We start from the raw sequence: 23,022 nt of genomic DNA, 5'->3' as shown, positions 1-23,022 counted from the left end.
GCTGGTGACCTTACGGTCGTGGAAGTTCGAGTCTTCTCCTGGGCACCAATTTCGAGTTTGAGACTAGATCAGTTTCAAGGCTCACACAAAAACCCGCGAAAGCGGGTTTTTTGCATTCCAGGGAACGGATTTGTTAAAACCGATTAATTAAAATTAAATCAGGGGTTTACAGATCAAAAAGCGCTCCGTATAGTGCGCCACATCAACAGCGGCAACGCTCGCGATGAATGCCCAGATGGTGAAATTGGTAGACACGCCAGCTTCAGGTGCTGGTGACCTTACGGTCGTGGAAGTTCGAGTCTTCTTCTGGGCACCAATTCAAACTCAAGGCTACGACCTTGAGTTTCACAAAAACCCGCGAAAGCGGGTTTTTGCGTTTCTGGCGCTTGAAAAAACCAATAGCACCCGTCCTGACAAACATCTGCCCTTCCCACAAAGCGCATCTGAGAAACAATATCGTTTATCATTGTTGCAAGTTTTTGCAATGCGACAGTGAGGAACCCTGCGAATGACGTTTCGAAATACCCTGCGCCGAGGCTTGACCTACACCCTGCTCGGCCTGGCACTCGCCACTCCCCTCACCCAGGCAGCCGACACAACTGCCCTGACCCTCTACAACGGTCAACACAAGGAAGTCGGCGATGCGATCGCCAAAGCCTTCGAGGCCAAGACCGGTATTCACGTCAATGTGCGCAAAGGCAGCAGCAATCAGCTCGCCAGCCAGGTGATCGAAGAAGGCGACCGCTCCCCCGCCGATGTGATCTACACCGAAGAATCCCCGCCACTGAACAACCTTGGCGAACAAGGCTTGCTGGCCAAGACCGATGACGCCACGCTGGCCGTATTGCCGAAAGAGTATGTCGCCGGCAACGGCACCTGGATCGGCGTCACCGCGCGGGTTCGCGTGGTCGCCTACAACCCGAAGCTGATCGATGAAAAGGATCTGCCGAAATCGGTACTCGGTTTCTCCGATCCGAAATGGCAAGGCAAGGTCGGTTTCGTGCCAACCAGCGGCGCATTCCAGGAACAGGCCGTGGCAATCATCAAGGTGCACGGTCGCGACGCCGCCGAAGAATGGTTGACCGGGCTGCGCGCCTTCGGCAAGACCTACAGCAACAACATGGTCGCACTCAAAGCCGTGGAAAACGGTGAAGTCGCCACGGTACTGGTGAATAACTACTACTGGTTCGCCCTGCAGCGCGAAAAAGGCAAACTCGACTCGAAACTGCATTACTTCACCGGCGGCGACATCGGCGGGCTGATTACTGTGTCCAGCGCTGCCGTGCTGAAGTCCAGCAAGCACCCGAAAGAAGCCCAGCAACTGCTTGCCTACATGGCCAGCGAAGAAGGTCAGCGCGTGATCACCCAGACCACCGCCGAATACCCGCTGCACAAAGGCATGGATTCGGATCGCGGGCTCAAGCCATTCAGTGAACTGCAAGCGCCGAATGTCACCCCGGCCGACCTCGGCAACGCCGAAGAAGCCCTGGAACTGGAACGCGAAGTTGGCCTGAACTGATGGCCGCATCGTTATCCGCCCCCGCCCCGCGCGGGGGTTACGCGCCACGGCGCAAGCGGCCGTCGATCTGGCTGGTGCTGCCGGTATTGCTGCTGGTGGTGCTAAGCCTGTTGCCGCTGGCCTACGTCGGTCTGAAAGCCTGGCAGGCCGGCTGGGCCGAGGCGCTGCACTTGCTGTGGCGCCCTTACGTGTTCGGCCTGCTGCGCAACACCTTGGCACTGATGGTGGGGGTGACGCTCACCTGCGGCGTGATCGGCCTGTCGCTGGCCTGGCTGCTGGAGCGCAGCAATCTGCCGGGGCGGCGCCTGTGGGGCGTGATTCTGTGTCTGCCGTTCGCCGTGCCGGCGTTCGTCAGCAGCTTCACCTGGGTCTCGTTGAGCGCGCAGTTCGAAGGCCTCGGCGGGGCGATCCTGGTGATGAGCCTGTCGAAGTACCCGCTGATCTTTCTGCCAGTCGCGGCGACCCTGCGCAACCTCGATCCCTCCCTTGAAGAGTCCGCCCGTACCCTGGGGCAGAATCGCTGGGGCGTGTTTTCCCGCGTCACCCTGCCCTTGCTTTGGCCGTCACTGCTGGCGGGTTCACTGCTGATTGCCCTGCACATGCTGGTGGAATTCGGCGCGCTGTCGATCATCGGCCTGCAAACCTTCACCACAGCGATCTATCAGCAATTCGAACTGGAGTTCAGCAACGCCAACGCGGCGATGCTCTCGGCGGTATTGCTCGCGCTGTGCCTGATGCTGCTGTGGCTGGAATTGCGCGTACGCGGCAAGGGCCGCCATGTGCGCACAGGCCAGGGCGCAGCGCGCCAGGCTGAACAAGTACGTCTCGGACCTTGGACCGCAATCGGTCAGCTGTATTGCCTGCTACTGGCGATTGTCGGCAGCGGGATTCCGCTGGGCATGCTCGCGTATTGGCTGGCGGTCGGTTCGTCAGCAGCGTTCCCAGTCGCCGCGATCACTGAAGCCCTGCTGTCGTCGCTGGCCCTGTCGCTGGGTGGCGCGGCGTTGTGCTTGCTGCTGGCGGTGCCGGTAGGGCTGCTGGTGGTTCGCTATAAGGGCCAGCTGGCGATCTGGGCCGAGCGCTTGCCGTATCTTCTGCATGCGCTGCCGGGTCTGGTGATTGCGCTGACACTGGTGTATTTCGCCCTGCATTACGTGCCGGCGCTGTACCAGACTTCGGCGCTGCTGTTGATTGCCTATGCGCTGCTGTTTTTGCCACTGGCGCAGGCGCCGATTCGCACGGCACTGAACAAGGCGGCGCCACAGCTGGAAGAGGCCGCGCGTACGTTGGGCGCTTCGTCGTTCACGGCCTTTTGCCGGGTAACCCTGCCGATCATCTTCCCGGCATTGGGCGCGGCGTTTGCGCTGGTGTTTCTGGATGCAATGAAGGAACTGACGGCGACGCTGCTGCTGAGCCCGACCGGGCTCAACACACTGGCGACCGAGGTCTGGGCGCATACCGCGAATGTCGAGTTTGCGGCGGCGGCGCCTTATGCGGCGTTGTTGATTGTGGCGTCGGGGTTGCCGGTTTATCTGCTCACAACGCGGATGTATCTGAGTCGCTGAAATCGCCTTCGCGAGCAGGCTCACTCCTACAGAGGATTGCATTTCTCCTGTAGGAGTGAGCCTGCTCGCGATGGGGCCCGACAAGACAACATCAAGCCCGGAACTGTCCCAGGCTAGCTTTCAGCTGCGCCGCCAACCCATCCAGCACCTTGCCACTGGCCGTGGTCTCCACCACCGCCTGCGCCGCTTTCTCGGCCTGAGCATGAATCGTCTCGACCCGGCCGCGTACCGCTTGCGCGCCCTGCGCCTGATGCGCTGCCGCCTGCGTCGCAAGGCCGATCGCCGCGTGCACCTGCTCGACCGAGGCCTGCACCGACTGCTGCAGCCGCGCACTGTCACGCAGCACCAGCAAACCTTCACTGGCCTGACGCCCGGCCTGACCGATCGCCTCGACCGCCTCACGCGCGCCCTGTTGCAACGCGACGATGTGCGCCTGAATATCGCCAGTTGAGCTTTGCGTCTTGCTCGCCAACGCGCGCACTTCGTCCGCCACCACCGCAAAGCCACGCCCGGTCTCGCCGGCCCGTGCCGCTTCAATGGCCGCGTTGAGCGCCAGCAGGTTCGTCTGCTCGGCGATCCCGTGAATCACCGTCAGCACCACTTCAATCTGTTCACTTTGCTGCGCCAGTCGCTCAATGACTTTCGCCCCGGTATCGACCTGCCCGGCCAGCGCCTCGATCAGGCTGCCGACCTTGGCCGAGGTGCGGGTGTTTTCGTCGGTGGCCTGGCGAATGTCCACCACCTGCTTTAATGCTGCCTGCATGGCGTGGCTTTCCGATTGCGCCTCATCGGCCATTTGCGACAGCGCTCGCAGGCTTTCAGCAACCTCGTCGCGCTGCATCCCGGCCGCCGCGTCTGCGCCGGCATTGCGCAGGGTCATGGCGCCGATTTCCACGCCGGTACGCTGGGCCACATCGCCCGCCTCGCGCACGATTGGCTGCAACTTATCCACAAAGCGATTGACCGCCGACGCCATGTCGCCGATCTCGTCCTTGCTGTTGATCTGCACGCGCTTGGTCAGGTCACCCTCGCCTGCCGCCAGGTCATCCATCGCCGCATTGAGCATCTTCAGGCGATTGACCACTCGATGCCCCAGCACCACCGCCAGCAACAGCAGCACGCCACAGCCGACCAGCGCCAGGCCCATACCGATGCGCCAGCGCAATGTCGCGGCCGCGTCCTGCACGGTGCTGCGGGTGTTGGCTTTCATCTCGGCAGCAGTGGATTGCGCCGATTGCAGGCGCGCCTGCATCGCTGCGGCGCTGTCCGCTGCGGCGCCCTTGAGGCTGTCGCCTACCAGTTGATCACTGCTGGCGATCAGCGCCGAAAAGCGCTGGTCGAGCGCGGCCAGATCGGTTTCCACCGAGGCCGTCGAAACGCCCATCAGTACCTTGCCGATTTCCACGCCATTGGGATTGATCGAGGCTTCGAGGTAGTAGACCGACGGATCGTGCTTCGCCGCGTCCAGCACCTTGTCCAGCGCACGTTCGCCCTGGCCTTTTTCCAGCAGGGCCTTGTTGATCGGGTTTTCGCGGTTGAGGTAGCGGGTCAGGTGCTGCCCGGTGGCGTCGTCGTAGACCACGAACAACACGTTGGGATTACGCTGGGCCCGGCGGGCGAATTCGGAGAGAGTTGGCACGTCACTGTCCCACATGGCGCGCGGCGCCACCGAGGCAAGCAATTGGGCCATGTCATTGGCCGAGTCCTTCAGGTCCTTTTCCAGCGTCGTACGCAGTTGCGCCTGCTCGTCCTTCAGGCGTGCGGACAGGCCGGCAGTCAGGCGCTGGCGGGTACTTGAGGACAGGTTATCGAGGCTCGACGTGACTTCACGCCCGGCCTGCTCCAGCTCGCCCGAGAGCTTCTGGCTGTCGACACCCAAACGAGTGCCAAGGTCCGCTTCCAGCGCCGTGACCGTGCTTCGTGTCAGGGCGACCGCCACCAGCACTTGCACCAAAAGAGCGATACCAAGGGTAACGAACACGGGCCGCAACAAACGGCTTTGTAACAGTGAGAGAACGGCCGACACTGTGAATCCCTCTACTTCTGACGCCATTAATTTGATGGCACTCTTGTAGGAAGATTTACAGCAAAGGTCATGCCGTCCAGCCGGCATAAACGACAAAGGCCCCGATTAAGGGGCCTTTGTTTTTTACATCAACAACTTATCAAGCAAACGGATGACGCAGAACGATGGTTTCGTTGCGATCCGGGCCTGTCGAAATAATGTCGATCGGCGCGCCGATCAACTCTTCAACACGCTTGATGTAGGCACGAGCGTTAGCCGGCAGCTCTTCCAGGGTCTTGGCGCCCACGGTCGATTCGGTCCAGCCCGGTACTTCTTCGTACACAGGCTGCAGGCCGACGTAGCTGTCAGCGTCAGTCGGCGCAACGGCGTTGCCTTGCGCATCTTTGTAGCCGACGCAGATGTTGATGGTTTCCAGTCCGTCGAGTACGTCCAGCTTGGTCAGGCAGATGCCCGAGATGCTGTTCACATCGATAGCGCGACGCAGGATAACGGCGTCGAACCAGCCGCAACGACGGGCACGGCCAGTGGTAGCGCCGAACTCGTGACCTTGCTTGGCCAGGTGCGCGCCCACTTCGTCGAACAGCTCAGTCGGGAACGGGCCCGAACCTACGCGGGTGGTGTAAGCCTTGGTGATGCCCAGGATGTAGTCCAGGAACATCGGGCCAACGCCCGAACCGGTCGCCACGCCACCGGCGGTGGTGTTGGAACTGGTCACGTACGGGTAGGTGCCGTGGTCGATGTCGAGCAACGAACCCTGAGCGCCTTCGAACATGATGTCTTTGCCGGCGCGACGCAGGTCGTGCAGCTCGGCGGTCACGTCCAGCATCAACGGCTTGAGCAGCTCAGCGTATTCCTTGCACTCGGCCAGAGTCTTCTCGAACTCGATGGCAGGCTCTTTGTAGTAACCCACCAGCATGAAGTTGTGGTAGTCCACCAGTTCACGCAGCTTGTCTTCGAAGCGCGGCATGTTAAGCAGGTCGCCAACGCGCAGGCCGCGACGTGCAACCTTGTCTTCGTACGCCGGGCCGATGCCGCGACCGGTCGTACCGATCTTCAGCTCGCCACGGGCCTTTTCACGGGCCTGGTCCAGCGCCACGTGGAAGGACAGGATCAGCGGGCAGGAAGGGCTGATACGCAGGCGCTCGCGCACCGGTACGCCTTTCTCTTCCAGCTTGGTGATCTCGCGCAGCAGGGCGTCAGGTGCAACCACCACGCCGTTGCCGATCAGGCACTGCACGCCTTCGCGCAGCACGCCCGACGGGATCAGGTGCAAGACGGTTTTTTCGCCGTCGATCACCAGGGTGTGGCCAGCGTTGTGGCCACCTTGGTAGCGCACTACGGCGGCAGCATGTTCGGTCAGCAGATCAACGATCTTGCCTTTGCCCTCATCACCCCATTGGGTGCCCAGGACTACGACATTCTTACCCATAACACTTGTCCTCATTCGCGCAAACTTGGTGCCGGCGTTGGCCGGCAGGAAAACTCAAGAAGCCAGTGGCGATACTTGCCAAAGCCCGTTCTGCTGAATCAATTGCCGGTCGCAGTCCGCATCACGGGCGGCGGCCAAAGGTTGTCCAGGCAACGCCTGAACGACACGCTGACCCTCACTGCGCAACTGGCAAACCTGCTGCCAGAGTGCCGCATCCGTACTGTCAGGCATCCAGATACCGCCAGACGGTAGCTCGATCTCAGCACGCCCCAGGGTCACCAGGGTTTTCAAATCGGTAGAGAAGCCGGTCGCCGGACGGGCACGACCGAAGTCGGCACCAATATCATCATAACGACCGCCCTGAGCGATGGACTGACCCACGCCCGGTACGAACACCGCAAACACCACACCGGTGTGGTAGTGGTAGCCGCGCAACTCACCCAGATCGAAGTACAGCGGCAGATCCGGGAAACGCGCCGACAGACGCTCGGCGATCGCCAGCAAGTCTTCCAGCGCAGCCAGCACTGGCGCCGGCGCATTGGCCAGACGCTCACGGGCGGCGGCCAGCACTTCACGTCCGCCACACAGGTCGACCAGCGCCCGCAGCATGCCGGACAAATCCGCCGGCAGGCCTTCGGTCAAGGTAATGACCTCGTCGATGGCCTTGCGTTGCAACGCGTCGAACAACTGCTGCTCGACTTCACCCGACAGACCGGCAGCACGCGCCAGACCACGGTAGATGCCGACATGACCGAGGTCCATGTGCACATCCGGCACATCGGCCAGTTGCAGCATGGCCAGCATCAGGCTGATCACTTCAACGTCGCTGCTCGGGCTGGCGTCGCCGTACAACTCGGCGCCCAACTGGATCGGGCTGCGCGAGGACGACAGTGCACGCGGCTGGGCATGCAGTACGCTGCCGGCGTAGCACAGACGGCTCGGGCCTTCGCGACGCAGGGTGTGCGCATCAATGCGCGCCACTTGCGGCGTGATGTCGGCACGGAACCCCATCTGCCGGCCCGATTGCGGGTCGATGACCTTGAAGGTACGCAGATCCAGATCCTGGCCCGCACCGGTCAGCAGGGATTCCAGGTACTCGATATGGGGAGTCACGACAAACTCGTAACCCCAGCTCTGGAACAGATCCAACACCTGACGACGCGCGACTTCAATGCGCGCCGCTTCCGGTGGCAGTACTTCTTCGATGCCATCTGGCAGCAGCCAGCGGTCTACCGTTGCCATTACGCCATTCCCCTTTGATCCGGGCGGCCAGCCTGCGGGCGAGCCTTGAGTGAAGCAGAAAATGACCGACCCGTTCAAAACGCACGCGCATGAACGACGCGGCGAAAGGCCTGTTACCGGCTTCGCCCATCACTTTCCTCGAAAATCTCTCGGGCCATTCAACCCGATGCCTGCAACAAAAAACAGCAATCAAACGTGCAGACGCAAAAAAGCCGGGAATTTCCCGGCTGCCGCATCATACACACGTTTTCCCAAAGGATCACCCCGCCCGAGGTTTTAGCCGCCGGGCGGAGCGATTCAGGTCAACGTTGCATCAAGGCTTGGACTTTTCCAGATAACGGAAGAAGTCGCTGCTTGGGTCGAGAACCATGACGTCGGATTTGTTCGCGAAGCTTTCACGGTAGGCACGCAGGCTACGGTAGAAACCGTAGAACTCCTGATCCTGACCGTAGGCCTTGGAGTAGATCGCAGCAGCCTGGGCATCACCGTCACCGCGAACCTCTTCGGATTCACGATAGGCTTCAGCCAGCAGTACGCGGCGTTGACGATCGGCGTCGGCACGGATGCCTTCGGCCAGCTCGTTACCCTTGGCGCGGTGCTCGCGAGCTTCACGCTCACGCTCGGTGCTCATACGCTCGAACACGCTGCGGTTCACTTCCTTCGGCAGATCGATGGCCTTGACCCGGACATCGACCACTTCGATACCCAGCTCTTTTTCCGCCATCGAGTTCAGCGACGCGGTGATGTCAGCCATCAGCGCATCACGCTCACCCGACACCACTTCGTGCAGGGTGCGCTTGCCGAACTGGTCACGCAGGCCCGATTCCAGGCGACGGGACAGACGCTCATCGGCAATCTGCTTGAGGCCGGAGGTCGCGGTGTAGAAGCGCTCGGCATCTTTCACCCGCCACTTGGCGTAGGCATCGACCATCACGGCTTTCTTTTCCAGGGTCAGGAAACGCTGTGTCGGTGCGTCCAGCGTCATCAGACGTGCGTCAAATTTACGCACCTGGTTAACGTAAGGAACCTTCACATGCAGACCCGGCTGAACATCAGCCTGAACCACACGACCGAACTGCAGCAACACCGCGCGCTCGGTCTGAGCCACGATGTAGAAGCAGTTCCAGCCAACCAGAAGCACAACGACGCCAACAATCAGGGCGATCAGCGATTTATTGCTCATCAGCGGGTCTCCCTTGTGCGTGTCTGCGGCAAGTCAGTGACATGCGGCGCGACGTCCGAGTTGTTGCTGGCAGCGGCCGAACCGGTCACCGGTGCATTGCTGCCACCCGAGCTGTTCTGAATCATCTTGTCCAACGGCAGGTAAAGCAGGTTGCTCTGGCCGTTCTTGTTGCCGGTCACGAGTACCTTGCTGGTATTGCTGAAGACTTCCTGCATGGTGTCCAGATACAGACGCTGGCGGGTGACTTCAGGTGCCTTGCGATACTCGGCAACCAGTTTGGTGAAGCGGTCGGCCTCACCCTTGGCGCGCGAGATCGTTTCGTCACGGTAACCATTGGCATCTTCGAGGATGCGCTGAGCCTGACCACGGGCTTCCGGCACGACGCCGTTGGCGTAGGTTTCAGCCTGGTTGCGCGAACGCTGCTCGTCTTCACGGGCACGGATCACGTCGTCAAAGGCTTCCTGCACTTCACGCGGGGCTGCCGCGTTCTGTACGTTGACCTGGGTGACGGTGATACCGGTGCGATAGGTATCGAGGAAGCGTTGCAGACGCTCCTTGATTTCGCTGGCCATCAATTCACGACCTTCGGTCAGCACCTGGTCCATGGCGGTCGAACCCACCACGTGGCGCAGGGCGCTGTCGGTCGCATGCTGCAGGCTGATTTCCGGCTGATCGACGTTCAGCACGAAATCCTGCAGGTTGGTGATCTTGTACTGCACGGTCAGCGGCACTTCGACGATGTTCTCGTCTTCGGTCAGCATCTGGCCCTGCTTGGTGTACGCACGCTCACGCGTGACGTTTTCCATGTACTTCTTGTCGATCGGCGGGAAATAGATGTTCAGGCCCGGGCCGACTGTCTCGTAGTACTTGCCGAAGCGCAGCACCACGGCTTGCTCCTGCTCGTCGACTACATAGACCGCGCTGTACAGCCAGACAGCCGCCAGCACCACGAGGCCGATGCCGAGCAGACCGCCGAAGCCGCCACCACTCCTGCCCGAACCACCGCCGTCATCACCACCGCGTTTCTTACCACCACCGAACAACCCGTTCAGGCTTTCCTGCAGCTTTCGGAAGGCCTCGTCGAGATCCGGTGGCCCCTTGCGGTCGCCGTTATTGCGGCGCTTGCCACCCCAAGGATCCTGATTATTCGAGTTGCCACCCGGCTCATTCCAAGCCATAGCGCTCTCCATCTGATAAAGCAAAGACGCACCCACGGCGCGCCGACCAATGCTACAGAATGCCTGCCGTTGCGGCACAACCGCTTTGCCAGGCTTTTATTGCAAAGTGTGTTGCTCGATGAATTCCATCGGCTGCAATCCTTCGCGGCTTACCAGTCGATTCAACTCGACCCGGGGCAAACGAACGGCCAGCAGGCAGATGCCTTCTTCGTCGTGCTCTTCTTTCTGCACCGCACCGAGTTCGAAGAACTGCGCACGCAGTCGAGCGAACCGTTGCGGCAAGCGCAATGTCCCCACGAACAAATCACTGCCCAGCAACTCGGCAATGGCTTGTTCAAGCAATTCCAGACCCGTGCCATCACGCGCCGACAACCAGACCCGTTGCGGCTTGCCATCGGCATCGCGCTGGATCTGTGGCTCAACGCCTTCAAGCAAATCGAGTTTGTTGTATACCTCCAGGATCGGCAAGTCCTGAGCCCCGATCTCCCCCAGCACCACCATCACCTGCTCGATCTGCAACATGCGATCCGGCTCGGCCGCATCGATCACGTGCAACAGCAGGTCGGAGTTGCTCGACTCTTCGAGCGTAGACCGAAATGCCTCGACCAGCTTGTGCGGCAAGTGGCGAATGAAACCTACGGTGTCCGCGAGAACAATCGGCCCCAGGTCGTCCAGTTCCAGACGGCGCAAGGTCGGGTCCAGCGTCGCGAACAACTGGTCAGCCGCGTACACCTCGGACTTGGTCACGTTATTGAACAGCGTGGACTTGCCGGCGTTGGTATAACCCACCAGGGATACGGTAGGGATATCCGCACGCGAGCGGCCGCGTCGCGATTGCTCGCGCTGGCTGCGTACTTTTTCCAGTCGGCCCTTGATCTGGCGCAGGCGAACCCGCAGCAGACGGCGGTCGGTTTCGAGCTGGGTTTCACCCGGACCGCGCATGCCGATACCGCCACCCTGACGTTCAAGGTGAGTCCAGCCGCGAACCAGGCGGGTGCTCATGTGGTCAAGCTGGGCCAGTTCTACCTGGAGCTTGCCTTCATGGGTACGGGCGCGCTGGGCGAAAATATCGAGAATCAGGCCGGTGCGGTCGATCACGCGACACTCGAAAACACGTTCGAGGTTACGTTCCTGACTGGGCGTGAGAATGTGATTGAAAATCACCAGATCGGCTTCTTCAGCCTTGACCAGGTCGCGCAGTTCCTCGACCTTGCCGCTGCCGATCAGGAATTTGGCGGTTGGCCGATGACGCGGTACGTTAAAAAACGCAACGGTCTCGGCGCCCGCCGAATTAGCCAATTCCTGAAACTCCTGCGGATCTTCGCGCGCCTCAGGGTCCTGACCATCCAAGTGAACGAGGATCACTCGCTCACCACCACCGTGGCGCTCAAAGAACAAAGGAGACTCCTATCAGGCGTTACCTGGCTCAGCGTCACCTGCATCGGATTCGGTTGCGCTAGGCAGACGAATTGGACGTACTGGCACGACTGTAGAGATAGCGTGTTTGTAAACCATCTGGCTCACGGTGTTTTTCAGCAGGATAACGAACTGGTCGAACGACTCGATCGTGCCCTGCAGTTTGATACCGTTGACCAGGTAGATGGAAACCCCAACTTTCTCTTTACGTAAAGTATTCAAGTAAGGGTCTTGTAGCGAATGCCCTTTTGACATGTGCCGCACTCCTTTAAGGATTCAATAATAAAAATAGGTAATTCAGATGGCTTTGGCCGCCACACCCCCAAGGATAGACGGCAATTGCAAGGACTCAGCTCAATATGGAGATGGTCCCAAGGTATTTCAAGGCGCGTGGCAGATTGTCGCAATCAAGACTGTCCAGCCAGTGCAGATCATCCCAGCTGCGCAGCCAGGTGAACTGGCGCTTGGCCAATTGACGCGTGGCAATGATGCCGCGTTCCTGCATTTCGGCTAACGACAGCTTGCCGTCCAGGTAGTCCCAGACTTGGCGGTAGCCTACCGCACGTATAGACGGCAACCCGGAATGCAGGTCACTTCTTTTACGCAGGGCTACGACCTCGTCGATGAACCCCTGTTCCAGCATATTTGTGAATCTTTGTTTAATGCGCTCGTGCAGTACCTGGCGATTTGCCGGAGCAATGGCCAAGTTCGCGACAGTATAGGGCAATTGTTGCCGTCCCGAAGCGGCTGCTTCAGTACTTTGCGCAGATTGTTGCTGACGCAGGGCGGTCATGCTCTGACCACTGACCCGATAAACCTCCAGCGCACGACTCAGACGTTGTGGATCATTGGGGTGAATGCGCGCCGCTGACTCCGGGTCGATCACCGCCAATTGCTCGTGCAGGGCTTGCCAGCCAAGGCGTGCAGCTTCTTCTTCGATCTGCGCGCGAACCTCGGGATCCGCCGCCGGCATGTCCGCCAGACCTTCGACCAATGCCTTGTAATAGAGCATCGTGCCGCCCACCAGCAGCGGAATTTTCCCGCGCGCGGTGATTTCAGCCATGGCTTGCAGGGCATCGCGGCGGAAATCGGCGGCGGAATAGGCCTCTGCCGGATCAAGAATGTCGATCAGGCGATGCGGGAATTCGGCCAGCAGTTCTTTCGATGGCTTGGCGGTGCCAATGTCCATGCCGCGATAGACCAGCGCCGAATCGACACTGATCAGCTCGCACGGCAGCACCTTGGTCAGCTCGATGGCCAGGTCGGTCTTGCCCGCAGCGGTCGGGCCCATCAGGAAAATCGCTGGAGGAAGCTGGCTCATCAACGACCGCGCAGGAACAGTTTGTCCAGATCGTCCAGGCCCAATTGGGTCCAGGTCGGTCGGCCATGATTGCATTGACCGCTGCGCTCGGTGTTTTCCATGTCACGCAGCAGGCCGTTCATTTCCGGCAAGGCCAGGCGCCGGTTGGCGCGGATCGCGCCGTGACAGGCCATGGTGCCGAGCAGTTCGTTCAGGTGGGCCTGAATCCGGTCGCTGGTGCCGTATTCCATCAGGTCCGACAGCACATCACCCACCAGACGGTTGGCCTCGGCCTGTTTGAGCAGCGCCGGAATCTGCCGGATCGCCAGGGTTTCCGGGCCCAGACGCTGCAGCTCGAAGCCCAGGCGCTGGAACCACGCTGCATGCTCTTCGGCGCAATCGGCTTCACGCTGACTGACTGCCAGCGACTCTGGCACCAGCAATGGCTGGCCGCTCAGGCCTTCACTGGCCATGGCAATCTTCAGTCGTTCATACATGATCCGCTCGTGAGCGGCGTGCATGTCCACCAGCACCAGCCCCAGGGCGTTCTCGGACAAGATGTAGATGCCCTTGAGCTGCGCCAGCGCGTAACCGAGCGGCGGAATGTCTTCCTGGCCGGCCGGCAGCGCGTTGGCATTGGCCTCAGGCAGCGGCGCGAAAAACTCGCGGTAGGCAGCCTGCGCCTCGGCGGCTGGCGGCACCGCGGATTGTGGCCGCGGCGTGTACTGATACTGATAAGCGCCGCCGGCACTCGCGCCAGACGAGGTGTTGAACGCCGGCTGCGCCTGCGGCTGCTCCAGCAGCGCGTTGGCCGCCAGACGCATTTCACCCTGCGGGCCGAACTCACCGGCATCGAGGCCCGTTGGCCGGACGACAGCAGTCGTCACTGAACCGGCCAACTGATCCTCTGGGCGCACATCGCCCAGCGCACGATGCAGCGTGCCATAAAGGAAGTCATGCACCATGCGCCCGTCACGGAAGCGCACTTCGTGTTTGGTCGGGTGCACGTTGACGTCGACCGCCGCCGGATCGACCTCGAAAAACAGCGCGAAGGTCGGATGGCGACCATTGAACAGCACGTCGCGATAGGCCTGGCGCACCGCGTGGGCCACCAGTTTGTCGCGTACCGCACGGCCATTCACAAAGAAATACTGCAAATCCGCCTGACTGCGGTTGAAGGTCGGCAAGCCGACCCAGCCCCACAGGTGCAGGCCATTACGCTCGATCTCGATCGGCAGCGCCTGCTCCAGGAAGCCCGAGCCGCAGATTGCCGCCACACGCCGGGCGCGGGCCGCATCATCGTGGGCCTCGTGCAGGCTGAGGATGGTCTTGCCGTTGTGGCGCAGGTGGAAAGCCACGTCGAAACGTGCGAGCGCCAGACGCTTGATCACTTCTTGCAGATGATCGAATTCGGTTTTTTCGGTCTTGAGAAACTTGCGTCGCGCCGGGGTGTTGAAGAACAGGTCGCGCACTTCCACCGATGTACCTACCGGATGCGCCGCCGGCTGAACACGAGGCGCCATGTCGCGGCCTTCGGTCTCCACCTGCCAGGCCTGATCGGCATCGCGGGTGCGCGAGGTCAGGGTCAGGCGCGCCACGGAGCTGATCGACGCCAGTGCTTCACCGCGAAAACCGAGGCTCATCACCTGCTCGAGGTCTTCGAGGTTGCGGATCTTGCTGGTGGCGTGACGGGCCAGCGCCAGCGGCAAGTCGTCAGCAGAAATGCCGCTACCGTCGTCACGCACCCGCAGCAGCTTGACGCCGCCCTGCTCGACATCGACATCGATGCGCCTGGCACCGGAATCGAGGCTGTTCTCCAGCAGCTCCTTGATCACCGACGCAGGACGTTCAACCACCTCACCGGCGGCGATCTGGTTCGCCAGCCGTGGGCTGAGCAGTTCGATGCGTGCGGCGTTCAACAGCTGATTCATTCTTTGGACGCCAGTTCGGTGCCAGGAATGGTCAGGTGCTGACCGATTTTCAGCTCATCGCTGCTGAGATTGTTGGCACTGCGCAGGGTCGCGGGCGACACCTGATAACGCACCGCAATCATCGCCAGCGTCTCGCCCGGACTCACGCGGTGATCACGCGGGCCCTGGGCGATCTTGCCGGAGTCACGCAGCCAGGCAATGTAAGTGCCCGGTGGCGGGTTTTGCTGGAAGAACTGGCGCACGCCGCTGCTGATCGAACGGGCCAGCGCCTGCTGGTGGCTCGAGGCCGAGAGCTTGTTCGCTTCGTTGGCGTTGGAGATAAATCCGGTTTCAACGAGGATCGATGGGATGTCCGGCGACTTCAGCACCATGAACCCGGCCTGCTCCACACGCTGCTTGTGCAGTGGCGTCACGCGCCCGATGTTGGTCAGGACTTTCTGGCCGACGTTGAGGCTGGAGGTCAGCGACGCGGTCATCGACAGGTCGAGCAGTACACCGGCGAGCATGCGGTCCTTGTCGTCGAGGCTGACGTTGCCGGCACCGCCAATCAGGTCGGAACGGTTTTCACTGTCGGCCAGCCAACGTGCGGTCTCCGACGTGGCACCGCGATCGGACAAGGCAAACACCGAGGCACCGAAGGCTGCAGCAGACGGCGCGGCATCGGCGTGGATCGAGACGAACAGGTCCGCGCCCTTCTTGCGCGCGATTTCGGTACGGCCACGCAACGGGATGAAGTAGTCGCCGGTACGGGTCAGCTCGGCGCGGAAACCTTTCATGCCGTTGACCTGACGCTGCAGTTCACGAGCGATCTGCAGTACCACGTCTTTTTCACGCTGACCGCGTGAGCCGGATGCACCCGGGTCTTCGCCGCCGTGGCCGGCGTCGATCACCACAATGATGTCGCGTTTGCCGGCCGGGGCTGGCGGCAACTTGATGGCAGGTTCCGCAGGGGTGACCGGCACCGCTGGTACCGTCGCCACTTGTGGCGTCGGCGCAGGCGGCGGAGCGGCATCGGCCGGGTTGTCGAACAAGTCGACCACCAGACGGTTGCCGTATTGCGCGTTCGGCGCCAGCGAGAAGCTTTTCGGGGTAACGGCTTTTTTCAGGTCGATGACCACCCGCAGGTCGGTCGGCGTGCGCTGGGCCGAGCGCATCGCGGTGATCGGCGTGTTGGCAGTCGATACCTTCAGCGGCGCACCCAAAGTGGCGCCATTGATGTCGATCACCAGCCGATCCGGTGCAGTCAGGGTGAAGACGCTGTGCTGCACCGGGCCGCTCAGGTCGAAGACCAGTCGCGTGTTATCCGGCGCCCGCCACAGGCGCACGCTGTTGACCTTTGTGTCGGCCACAGCGCTGACGGCCACTGCCATCAACATCAGTCCTGCGGCAGCCACCAACGCGCGAAAGCGCATACCTAACCCCATCATTTAATTGGATTCCAATGCCAAAGCGGCACACCAGGTCTCGCCGCGCGAACCCTGGGATAAAATTTTCAGCGAACGCCCGCTGTCTTGCGGGCTAATGGTAATGGTCAGGTCAGGCTTTGGCAAAAAGCCTGCACCTTTATCGGGCCACTCGATCAGACACAGAGCATCGTCTTCGAAATAGTCGCGGATGCCAAGAAACTCCAGTTCCTCTGGATCGACCAGACGATACAGGTCGAAGTGGAAGGCGCGTACATCGCCGATCTCGTAGGGTTCGACCAGGGTGAAGGTCGGACTTTTCACCGCGCCGACATGCCCCAGACCACGAATGATGCCCCGCGACAGGGTGGTCTTGCCCATGCCCAGGTTACCTTCGAGAAAAATCAGGCCATGGCCCTGGGTAACGTGGGCAATCCGTGCGCCAAAGTCGCTCATGGCCTGTTCATCGGCCAGGTACAGGGTTACTTCAGACACGGTGCATGCTCCTCCAACAACTGACGAATGACTGGAATCAGATCACTGGCCGCCAGCCCACGGCCGAATTTACCTTGTTGCGCGCCGGCATTGGCGTGCAGCCAGACTGCCAGGCACGCGGCATCGAAGCCGTCCATGCCCTGAACCAGCAATGCGCCGGTCAACCCCGCGAGTACATCGCCAAGGCCCGCAGTGGCCATGGCCGGATGGCCCTGATGACACAGTGCCAGGCGACCGTCGGGATGGGCGATCAGGCTGCCGGCGCCTTTGAGCACGACAACAGCCAAGTATTTCTTGCTCAGCGCATGCGCTGCTGCCAGACGATCGGCCTGCACCTGGGCAGTACTGATCCCCAGCAGACGCGCTGCCTCGCCCGGGTGCGGGGTGATCACGCAATCCTTGGGCAGACTGACAATACCGCCGGCCAGCAGATTCAATGCATCGGCGTCCCACACCTGTGGCAGCGCCGCATTCGCTGCGGCCGACAATAACGCCCGCCCCCAACTCGCCTGTCCCAGCCCCGGCCCGACGACCAGCACCGAGACTTTCTCCAGCAAACCCATCAACTGATTGGCCGATGAAGTACCCAGCGCCATGGCTTCCGGTACGCGGGTCAGCGCAGCGGGGATATGTTCCGGGCGTGTCGCCAACGACACCATGCCCGCGCCGCTGCGCAAGGCGATTTCGGTACTGAGCAGGATCGCCCCACCAAAGCCATGGTCGCCGCCAATCAACAGCACATGACCGAAGCGGCCCTTGTGGGAGGTCGGCGCCCTCGCGGGCAGACGCGGCAGATTAGCCGCGTTGAGCCGGCGAGCCGCGAGCGGAATATCAGCATAGGTTTCAGCGCCGGCCTGCAGATCGTTGAACACCAGTTCGCCGACACAATCTGCCGCGTCACCGGTGAATAGCCCCAGCTTCAGACCGATGAAAGTCACCGTGAGGTCTGCGCGCACCGCGAGACCCAGCACTCGCCCGGTGTCGGCACACAATCCGGAAGGAATATCCACCGCCACCACCGGCAGGCCAGTGGCGTTGATCGCAGCAATGGCCGCGGCACAGGGCTCGCGCACCTCGCCACTCAAGCCAGTGCCGAGCAGCGCATCAAGGACAACGCCACGCAACTCGGTCTGGGCGCTCCAGCTCTGCACCGCGACACCCTCGGCCAGCGCCTCGGCGTGCGCCAGCGCCGCGTCGCCCTGCAAACGCTGCGGCTCACCGACCGCCAGCACCCGTACCGCCCAACCGGCGCGCTGCGCCAGCACGGCCAGCAAATAGCCGTCACCGGCGTTGTTGCCATGCCCGGCGAGCACGGTCAGCTCAGTCGCTGCAGGCCAGCGCCGCACCAGCGCGCGCCAGCACGCATACGCTGCGCGCTGCATCAATTCGAAGCCCGGCGTGCCGGCGGCAATCAGCCGCGCGTCGAGTGCACGCACCTGGGCGGCAGCGTACAGCGCGTCGGGTAATTCATCTTTCGTGTGCGGCATGCGTCTTCGGGCTCCGATGTCTGGCAGAATTATACGCACCTCAGCTCCGGTTTCTCTCGCCTCATGTCCGCCATCACCACAGATCTGCCCACCCTCGCCCAATCGATCAAGGATTGGGGCCGCGAGCTGGGCTTTCAGCAAGTCGGCATCAGCGGTCTGGACCTGGCCGAGCATGAGCAGCACCTGGAGCGCTGGCTCGCCGCCGGCTACCACGGCGAAATGGACTACATGGGTGCCCATGGCAGCAAACGCTCGCATCCCGAAGAGCTGGTGCCGGGCACGTTGCGCGTGGTTTCGCTACGCATGGACTACCTGCCCGGCGACACGCAAATGGCACAAATGCTCGCGCAACCGGAAAAAGCCTACGTCTCGCGTTATGCCTTGGGCCGCGATTACCACAAATTGATCCGTAAACGCGTGCAACAACTGGCCGACAAGATTCAGGCCGAGATCGGCCCGTTCGGTTTCCGCGCGTTCGTCGACAGCGCCCCGGTGCTGGAAAAAGCCATCGCCGAACAGGCCGGACTGGGCTGGATCGGCAAAAATACTCTGGTGTTGAACCGCAAGGCCGGCAGCTATTTCTTCTTGAGCGAACTGTTCGTCGATCTGCCGCTACCGGTGGACGAACCACACAGCACCGAACATTGCGGCCGCTGCACGGCGTGCCTGGACATCTGCCCGACCAACGCGTTCGTCGGTCCGTATGTGCTGGACGCCCGGCGCTGCATCTCTTACCTGACCATCGAACTGAAAAACGCGATCCCCGAAGACCTGCGCCCGTTGATCGGCAACCGGGTGTTCGGCTGCGACGACTGCCAGATCGTCTGCCCGTGGAACCGCTTCGCCAAACCTTCCGGAGAAAGCGACTTCAAGCCACGACACAACCTCGACAACGCCGAACTGGCCGAACTGTTCCTGTGGGACGAGGACAAGTTTCTCAGCAGCACCGAAGGCTCGCCGCTGCGCCGCGCCGGTTACGAGCGCTGGTTGCGCAATCTGGCCGTGGGCCTGGGCAATGCGCCGTCGAGCATTCCGGTGCTGGAAGCCTTGAAGGCGCGCCGTGACTACCCGTCAGAGCTGGTGCGTGAACATGTCGAGTGGGCGCTGAAACAACACGCCGAACGCCGTACTTGAGGCTATGCCGGTTTTCTCCACTTGGCTGTACGCCCCTTACCTGTCGGCTCAATCAGCCCTTCTGCTTTCAGTGATCGTAAAACCAGGCGCACTGTGTCGCGACTGACTCCCGGACAGGACTCTTCAATTTCCGAGATGGAAAAAGGGAGGACTCGCCTCAAGGCTTCGTCTCTGATTCGATCGCTTTTACCCCCTCGACGCTTCTCTATCGTGCCCACTCGCTCCTCGAACTCTTTGTACGCTCTAAGCATTGCCCCCCAAAAATAATCCATCCATGGCCGAACATCATGCGTACCCTCGTGCCACCCCTGAGAACTCAGCTCAAGCGTGCGTAATAGCCCTCCTTTGACTCCTCGAATATCCGTTCAAGACTGATAAATCGCCCGACTCTGTAATCAAATTGATAGAGCAGCAGCAATGTCAGCAGACGAGCGACGCGACCATTGCCGTCAGAGAAGGGGTGTATGCAAAGGAAGTCGAGGACCGTAAGCGGCACCAAAACCAGAGGGTCAGCTAGATTCAATGCCAGCGCCCGGTGGTAATACGCCAGGGTTTCAGTCACCGCAACAGGGGTCATATGAGCAGGAATAGGTTGGAAGCGAATCCGCGATGAACCATCGGCATGGCGCTCAATGATGTCGTTGTTCATCGCCTTCCATTCACCACCATCCGGAGGTAGATAGCGATAAAGAAGACTATGTAACTGTCTAAGAACACCTTCGGAAAATGGCATTCCATCGGCAGATTCATGGATGAGTGACAGAGCGTCCCGATAGCCAGCAATTTCCTGTTCGGATCGGCTTTTGGGGTCAGCGTTTTTGCTCATCAGTGACTTCAATCGCGCTGGCGCGACAGTTACACCCTCCAGTCGGTTAGATGACTCCGTGGATTCAATTACGGCTATCTGCGTAAGCCCCTGGAGGACCTGCGGCGATTGAGCAACGAACAGTTGTTGCTTACCCCGAAACTCCCCCAATGCACGAAGCGTCGCAATCTGAAGACCGTCGAAGCGCAAGGCGTCAAGAAATTCCGGGGTGAGTGAATGCATGATTCAGGCAGCCTTCTAAATGAGGTAAAAAGACTCAAATAGGGTATTTCAGAACAAAATACCCCCTTTAGGCTTTATTTTTTACCTTATTTAGAGGCGCGACATCTATGCAACATTCCCAACAGAATATTTCCACGCGCCCGCCAGCGTGACGTCAAGGTGCGTCGTTATAGACGAACTTGGGCATTTCCCAGTGGAACCGGATCGCCAGCAGCCGTAACAGGAAGCCGCCGAACAAGGTGATCAGGATTGCCTGCTCGCTCGGCACATTCAGGTACAGGCAGAGCATGTAGCACCACGCCGCCGCGAACGAGACGCTGGCGTACAGCTCACGGCGGAAGATCAGCGGGATGTCGTTGCAGAAGATGTCGCGCAGGATGCCGCCGAACACCCCGGTGATCACGCCGCTGACCGAAGCCACCAGCATGCCGTGGCCCATTTCCAGTGCGGTCATGCAGCCGATCAGGGTGAAGGCCACCAGGCCGACCGCATCAAGCACCAGAAACAGCGAACGCAAGTGACGCATCCAGCGGGCGGTGAACACGGTGAGCATCGCTGCTGCCGAGGTCAGCACCAGGTATTCCGGGTGTTTGACCCAAGTCAGCGGGTAATGCCCGAGCAACACGTCGCGCACCGAACCGCCACCCAGCGCGGTGACGCAGGCGATCAGCACCACACCGAACCAGTCCATGCCGCGCCGTCCGGCAGACAGCGCGCCAGTCATGGCTTCAGCGGTAATGGCGATCAGATAGAGCATCAGCAACATGGCGGCGGTCCTGGCAGGAAGGCGCGCAGTCTAGCCATTTCAGCGCCGCACCAGAAGGGGGCGCGCTCGGGGATGCATGTCTGACTTGAATCTTCCGGTGACTCTGACGCCCTCTTCGCGAGCAAGCCCGCTCCCACAGACAACGCATTCCAAATTGTGGGAGCGGGCTTGCTCGCGAAGACGTCAGTGCAGACACCGCTCAATCAGAACTTGATGAAGTGCTTGCGGTAGTGCTGCAGCTCGGCGATCGATTCGCGGATGTCGTCCAGCGCCAGGTGGGTGCTGCCCTTCTTGAAGCTGTCGCGCACGTCCGGCGCCCAGCGCGCGGCCAGCTCCTTGAGCGTCGACACGTCGAGGTTGCGGTAGTGGAAGTAGCTTTCCAGCCCTTTCATGTGCGTATAAAGGAAGCGGCGGTCCTGGCAGATGCTGTTGCCGCAGATCGGCGACTTGCCCTTCGGCACCCACTTTTCCAGGAAGGCGATGGTTTCGGCCTCGGCTTCGGCCATGCTGATACGGCTGTCGCGCACGCGCTGGGTCAGGCCTGAGTTGCCGTGGGTGCGGGTGTTCCACTCGTCCATGCGAGCGAGCACTTCATCACTGTGGTGAATGGCGATCACCGGGCCTTCGGCCAAGGTGTTCAGGTCGCTGTCGGTGACGATGGTGGCCATTTCGATGATGACGTCGTTTTCCGGATCCAGACCGGTCATTTCCAAGTCGATCCAGATCAGGTTCTGCGGGTTTTGCATATTCGGGCTCCTAGGCAATGCTGCGCAGTTTAGCCTAGGCCGGTGCCCGGGCGTGCTAAACTCGCTGCCGTTTTACCTAATCGCTGCATTCTTCAGACGGAACACCCATGGCCAAACGCCAACTCAATCGTCGTCAAAACTGGCGCATCGAAAAGATTCAGGGCGAGCGCGCCGCACGTGCCGCCAAACGCGAGTCCTCGGCGGTCGAAGCCCTGGAGGGCGGCGACCTGGGCCCGGAACAAACCGGCCTGGTGATCGCCCACTTCGGTGTGCAGGTCGAGGTCGAAGCTGTTGACGGCGATCAGGCCGGCCAGGTGTTCCGCTGCCACTTGCGCGCCAACCTGCCAGCACTGGTGACCGGCGACACCGTCGTCTGGCGCGCCGGCAATCAGGGCATCGGGGTGATCGTCGCGCAACTGCCGCGCACCACCGAACTGTGCCGTCCGGACAGCCGTGGTCAGCTCAAACCCGTAGCGGCCAACGTCGACATGATCGTCATCGTCTTCGCGCCACTGCCTGAGCCGCACGCCAACCTGATCGACCGCTATCTGGTCGCCGCCGAACACGCCGGCATCCGCCCGTTGCTGCTGCTGAACAAGTTCGACCTGATCGACGAGCAAAACGCTCCGGCGCTCAATGCGCTGCTGGCGGTGTACCGCACGCTGGGTTATCCGGTGCTGGAAGTCTCGGCGCATCACGGCAACGGCATGGAGCAGTTGCAGAAGCAGCTCGACGGGCGCATCAGTGTGTTCGTCGGCCAGTCCGGTGTCGGCAAGTCGTCGCTGGTCAACAGCCTGCTGCCGGAAGTCGAAACCCGCGTCGGGCCGTTGTCCGAGCTGTCCGGCCAGGGCACGCACACGACGACCACCGCGCGCCTGTTCCACTTCCCCGGTGGCGGTGAGCTGATCGACTCCCCGGGTATCCGTGAGTTCGGCCTGGGCCACGTCAGCCGCGCCGACGTCGAAGCCGGTTTCATCGAGTTCGATGATCTGCTCGGCACCTGCCGCTTCCGCGACTGCAAACACGACCGCGAACCGGGCTGTGCACTGCTCAAGGCCCTGGAAGATGGCCGCGTGCAGCAGCAACGTATGAACAGCTACCGCTCGATCATCGCCAGCCTGCCGGAAAACGGCTACTAAACATCCGCTCCGGCA

At 61.1% G+C, this 23,022-nt stretch carries 19 protein-coding genes, 1 tRNA gene and 1 pseudogene; 6 read left to right on the top strand and 15 right to left on the bottom strand.

All coding sequences use genetic code 11. The features are described 5' to 3' along the window. The first annotated feature begins 229 nt into the window (after nucleotides 1-229). The 4 genes from PseAD21_RS23635 (at nucleotide 230) to PseAD21_RS23625 (ending at nucleotide 3,084) form a co-directional block, all read left to right on the top strand. Nucleotides 230-316, top strand: a tRNA-Leu gene (locus tag PseAD21_RS23635). Further along, entirely contained in the window at nucleotides 287-496 is a 210-nt protein-coding gene (locus PseAD21_RS29610) for a hypothetical protein (protein WP_146011311.1), read from the top strand. The genes PseAD21_RS23635 and PseAD21_RS29610 overlap by 30 nt, the downstream gene beginning before the upstream one ends. 12 nt (nucleotides 497-508) lie before the next feature. Continuing rightward, the gene (locus PseAD21_RS23630) at nucleotides 509-1,519 is read left to right on the top strand and encodes an extracellular solute-binding protein (protein WP_102358190.1); all 1,011 of its coding nucleotides are present in this window, start codon (nucleotides 509-511) and stop codon (nucleotides 1,517-1,519) included. Next, on the top strand, nucleotides 1,519-3,084 hold the full coding sequence (locus PseAD21_RS23625) for an iron ABC transporter permease (RefSeq protein WP_102358189.1): 1,566 nt from the start codon (nucleotides 1,519-1,521) through the stop codon (nucleotides 3,082-3,084). The genes PseAD21_RS23630 and PseAD21_RS23625 overlap by 1 nt, the downstream gene beginning before the upstream one ends. A 91-nt stretch (nucleotides 3,085-3,175) precedes the next feature. Here PseAD21_RS23625 and PseAD21_RS23620 read toward each other — a convergent pair whose 3' ends face one another. The 12 genes from PseAD21_RS23620 to PseAD21_RS23565 all read right to left on the bottom strand — a co-directional run bounded on the left by PseAD21_RS23620 (nucleotide 3,176) and on the right by PseAD21_RS23565 (nucleotide 18,174). Further along, the gene (locus PseAD21_RS23620) at nucleotides 3,176-5,110 is read right to left on the bottom strand and encodes a methyl-accepting chemotaxis protein (RefSeq protein ID WP_102358187.1); all 1,935 of its coding nucleotides are present in this window, start codon (nucleotides 5,108-5,110) and stop codon (nucleotides 3,176-3,178) included. Nucleotides 5,111-5,249: 139 nt separating this feature from the next. Next, complete coding sequence (locus PseAD21_RS23615; RefSeq protein WP_027921980.1) at nucleotides 5,250-6,539, bottom strand: adenylosuccinate synthase; 1,290 nt, start codon at nucleotides 6,537-6,539, stop codon at nucleotides 5,250-5,252. 54 nt (nucleotides 6,540-6,593) lie between these two features. Beyond that, the gene (locus PseAD21_RS23610) at nucleotides 6,594-7,781 is read right to left on the bottom strand and encodes an ATP phosphoribosyltransferase regulatory subunit (RefSeq protein ID WP_102358186.1); all 1,188 of its coding nucleotides are present in this window, start codon (nucleotides 7,779-7,781) and stop codon (nucleotides 6,594-6,596) included. A 313-nt stretch (nucleotides 7,782-8,094) separates the two neighbouring features. Then, entirely contained in the window at nucleotides 8,095-8,964 is an 870-nt protein-coding gene (gene hflC / locus PseAD21_RS23605; protein WP_102358184.1) for a protease modulator HflC, read from the bottom strand. Further along, nucleotides 8,964-10,142 carry an FtsH protease activity modulator HflK gene (gene hflK, locus PseAD21_RS23600; RefSeq protein ID WP_102358183.1) on the bottom strand — a complete coding sequence of 393 codons (1,179 nt, stop codon included), beginning with the start codon at nucleotides 10,140-10,142 and terminating at the stop codon, nucleotides 8,964-8,966. The genes hflC and hflK overlap by 1 nt, the downstream gene beginning before the upstream one ends. A 96-nt stretch (nucleotides 10,143-10,238) precedes the next feature. After that, nucleotides 10,239-11,540, bottom strand: a complete 1,302-nt coding sequence (gene hflX / locus PseAD21_RS23595) for a ribosome rescue GTPase HflX (protein ID WP_025110150.1) — start codon at nucleotides 11,538-11,540, stop codon at nucleotides 10,239-10,241. A gap of 12 nt (nucleotides 11,541-11,552) precedes the next feature. After that, nucleotides 11,553-11,813: an RNA chaperone Hfq gene (gene hfq / locus PseAD21_RS23590; RefSeq protein WP_003221112.1), complete on the bottom strand. Its 261-nt coding sequence runs from the start codon at nucleotides 11,811-11,813 to the stop codon at nucleotides 11,553-11,555. A gap of 94 nt (nucleotides 11,814-11,907) precedes the next feature. Further along, entirely contained in the window at nucleotides 11,908-12,879 is a 972-nt protein-coding gene (gene miaA / locus PseAD21_RS23585; protein WP_102358181.1) for a tRNA (adenosine(37)-N6)-dimethylallyltransferase MiaA, read from the bottom strand. Beyond that, nucleotides 12,879-14,780 (bottom strand): DNA mismatch repair endonuclease MutL, encoded by a 1,902-nt coding sequence (gene mutL, locus PseAD21_RS23580; RefSeq protein WP_178082157.1) that lies wholly within the window; start codon nucleotides 14,778-14,780, stop codon nucleotides 12,879-12,881. The genes miaA and mutL overlap by 1 nt, the downstream gene beginning before the upstream one ends. A gap of 5 nt (nucleotides 14,781-14,785) precedes the next feature. After that, nucleotides 14,786-16,165 carry an N-acetylmuramoyl-L-alanine amidase gene (locus PseAD21_RS23575; protein ID WP_371859090.1) on the bottom strand — a complete coding sequence of 460 codons (1,380 nt, stop codon included), beginning with the start codon at nucleotides 16,163-16,165 and terminating at the stop codon, nucleotides 14,786-14,788. Between the two features lie 51 nt (nucleotides 16,166-16,216). Continuing rightward, a complete protein-coding gene (tsaE, locus tag PseAD21_RS23570) occupies nucleotides 16,217-16,687 on the bottom strand; it encodes a tRNA (adenosine(37)-N6)-threonylcarbamoyltransferase complex ATPase subunit type 1 TsaE (protein WP_102358177.1) in 471 nt (156 codons plus the stop codon). Next, complete coding sequence (locus tag PseAD21_RS23565; RefSeq protein WP_102358175.1) at nucleotides 16,675-18,174, bottom strand: NAD(P)H-hydrate dehydratase; 1,500 nt, start codon at nucleotides 18,172-18,174, stop codon at nucleotides 16,675-16,677. The genes tsaE and PseAD21_RS23565 overlap by 13 nt, the downstream gene beginning before the upstream one ends. 63 nt (nucleotides 18,175-18,237) lie before the next feature. On the opposite strand from PseAD21_RS23565, the gene queG reads away from it, so the two are divergent. Further along, nucleotides 18,238-19,308, top strand: a complete 1,071-nt coding sequence (gene queG, locus PseAD21_RS23560) for a tRNA epoxyqueuosine(34) reductase QueG (RefSeq protein ID WP_102358174.1) — start codon at nucleotides 18,238-18,240, stop codon at nucleotides 19,306-19,308. Between the two features lie 2 nt (nucleotides 19,309-19,310). Here the strand turns inward: queG and PseAD21_RS23555 are convergent. The 3 genes and pseudogenes from PseAD21_RS23555 to orn all read right to left on the bottom strand — a co-directional run bounded on the left by PseAD21_RS23555 (nucleotide 19,311) and on the right by orn (nucleotide 21,868). After that, nucleotides 19,311-20,356 (bottom strand): annotated as a pseudogene (locus PseAD21_RS23555) (Fic family protein). 154 nt (nucleotides 20,357-20,510) lie between these two features. Further along, nucleotides 20,511-21,122, bottom strand: a complete 612-nt coding sequence (locus PseAD21_RS23550; protein ID WP_003221099.1) for a trimeric intracellular cation channel family protein — start codon at nucleotides 21,120-21,122, stop codon at nucleotides 20,511-20,513. Nucleotides 21,123-21,325: 203 nt separating this feature from the next. Next, nucleotides 21,326-21,868: an oligoribonuclease gene (orn, locus tag PseAD21_RS23545; RefSeq protein ID WP_025110157.1), complete on the bottom strand. Its 543-nt coding sequence runs from the start codon at nucleotides 21,866-21,868 to the stop codon at nucleotides 21,326-21,328. A 107-nt stretch (nucleotides 21,869-21,975) separates the two neighbouring features. Here orn and rsgA point away from each other — a divergent pair, with 107 nt between their 5' ends. Next, nucleotides 21,976-23,007 carry a small ribosomal subunit biogenesis GTPase RsgA gene (rsgA, locus tag PseAD21_RS23540; protein WP_025110158.1) on the top strand — a complete coding sequence of 344 codons (1,032 nt, stop codon included), beginning with the start codon at nucleotides 21,976-21,978 and terminating at the stop codon, nucleotides 23,005-23,007. Nucleotides 23,008-23,022: the final 15 nt, after the last annotated feature.

Origin of the sequence: Pseudomonas sp. AD21, from assembly GCF_002878485.1 — a bacterium.
GTDB lineage: Bacteria > Pseudomonadota > Gammaproteobacteria > Pseudomonadales > Pseudomonadaceae > Aquipseudomonas.
The sequence above is the reverse complement of the archived record's forward strand: the minus strand, read 5'-3'. Positions and strand labels throughout refer to the sequence as shown.

What these genes read in the sequence shown, in the direction of transcription:
- PseAD21_RS23575 (WP_371859090.1), bottom strand. Translation starts at nt 16,165, where the DNA reads ATGTTGATGGCAGTGGCCGTCAGCGCTGTGGCCGACACAAAGGTCAAC.
- PseAD21_RS23630 (WP_102358190.1), top strand. Translation starts at nt 509, where the DNA reads ATGACGTTTCGAAATACCCTGCGCCGAGGCTTGACCTACACCCTGCTC.
- PseAD21_RS23615 (WP_027921980.1), bottom strand. Translation starts at nt 6,539, where the DNA reads ATGGGTAAGAATGTCGTAGTCCTGGGCACCCAATGGGGTGATGAGGGC.
- PseAD21_RS23565 (WP_102358175.1), bottom strand. Translation starts at nt 18,174, where the DNA reads ATGCCGCACACGAAAGATGAATTACCCGACGCGCTGTACGCTGCCGCC.
- queG (WP_102358174.1), top strand. Translation starts at nt 18,238, where the DNA reads ATGTCCGCCATCACCACAGATCTGCCCACCCTCGCCCAATCGATCAAG.
- rsgA (WP_025110158.1), top strand. Translation starts at nt 21,976, where the DNA reads ATGGCCAAACGCCAACTCAATCGTCGTCAAAACTGGCGCATCGAAAAG.
- PseAD21_RS23610 (WP_102358186.1), bottom strand. Translation starts at nt 7,781, where the DNA reads ATGGCAACGGTAGACCGCTGGCTGCTGCCAGATGGCATCGAAGAAGTA.
- hflC (WP_102358184.1), bottom strand. Translation starts at nt 8,964, where the DNA reads ATGAGCAATAAATCGCTGATCGCCCTGATTGTTGGCGTCGTTGTGCTT.
- orn (WP_025110157.1), bottom strand. Translation starts at nt 21,868, where the DNA reads ATGCAAAACCCGCAGAACCTGATCTGGATCGACTTGGAAATGACCGGT.
- hfq (WP_003221112.1), bottom strand. Translation starts at nt 11,813, where the DNA reads ATGTCAAAAGGGCATTCGCTACAAGACCCTTACTTGAATACTTTACGT.
- PseAD21_RS23625 (WP_102358189.1), top strand. Translation starts at nt 1,519, where the DNA reads ATGGCCGCATCGTTATCCGCCCCCGCCCCGCGCGGGGGTTACGCGCCA.
- hflK (WP_102358183.1), bottom strand. Translation starts at nt 10,142, where the DNA reads ATGGCTTGGAATGAGCCGGGTGGCAACTCGAATAATCAGGATCCTTGG.
- PseAD21_RS23550 (WP_003221099.1), bottom strand. Translation starts at nt 21,122, where the DNA reads ATGTTGCTGATGCTCTATCTGATCGCCATTACCGCTGAAGCCATGACT.
- miaA (WP_102358181.1), bottom strand. Translation starts at nt 12,879, where the DNA reads ATGAGCCAGCTTCCTCCAGCGATTTTCCTGATGGGCCCGACCGCTGCG.